Source organism: Cellulomonas pasadenensis, assembly GCF_047229365.1.
Classification (GTDB): domain Bacteria; phylum Actinomycetota; class Actinomycetes; order Actinomycetales; family Cellulomonadaceae; genus Cellulomonas.
Map to the genome: position 1 here is coordinate 1 of NZ_JBFTEP010000292.1, position 667 is coordinate 667.

A 667-nucleotide genomic window follows, 5' to 3' on the forward strand; every position below is an offset into this window, starting at 1 on the left:
GGCCGAGGCGACGCTGCGCCAGGTCTACGCCGGCCCGATCGCCGAGGGCAGCCCGGTCGTGGTGACCGACCTGCCGACCGCGGAGCTGGTCAAGGTCTCGGCGAACGCGTTCCTGGCGACGAAGATCTCGTTCATCAACGCGATCGCCGGTGTGTGCGAGGCGGCGGGTGCGGACGTGACGGTGCTGGCCGACGCGCTGGGTCACGACGTGCGGATCGGGCGTCAGTTCCTCGACGCGGGTCTGGGCTTCGGTGGTGGCTGCCTGCCCAAGGACATCCGGGCGCTGATGCACCGGGCGAACGAGCTGGGTGCCTACCGGGCGTCGGGTCTGCTGCAGCAGGTCGACGAGATCAACATGGGTCAGCGCGAGCGGGTCATCGACCTGGCGCTGGAGGCGTGCGGCGGGTCGGTCCTGAACAAGCGGATCGGCGTGCTGGGTGCGGCGTTCAAGCCGCTGACCGACGACGTGCGTGACAGCCCGGCGCTGAACGTGGCCGCGGCGCTGCACCTGCGTGGTGCGCAGGTCACGGTCTACGACCCCGAGGCCGGTGACACCGCCCGCCGCCTGTTCCCGACGCTGTCCTACGGGACCTCGGTCGAGGAGGCCGTCGAGGGCGCCGACGTCGTGCTCGTCCTGACCGAGTGGGACGAGTTCCTCACCGCCGAC

The 667-nt window shown here is 71.1% G+C and carries 1 protein-coding gene; it reads left to right on the forward strand.

Annotation, left to right across the window (positions count from 1 at the left end; translation table 11 throughout):
• A partial coding sequence (locus AB6N23_RS18525; protein WP_412867416.1) for a nucleotide sugar dehydrogenase occupies window positions 1-667 on the forward strand: 667 nt, incomplete at both ends.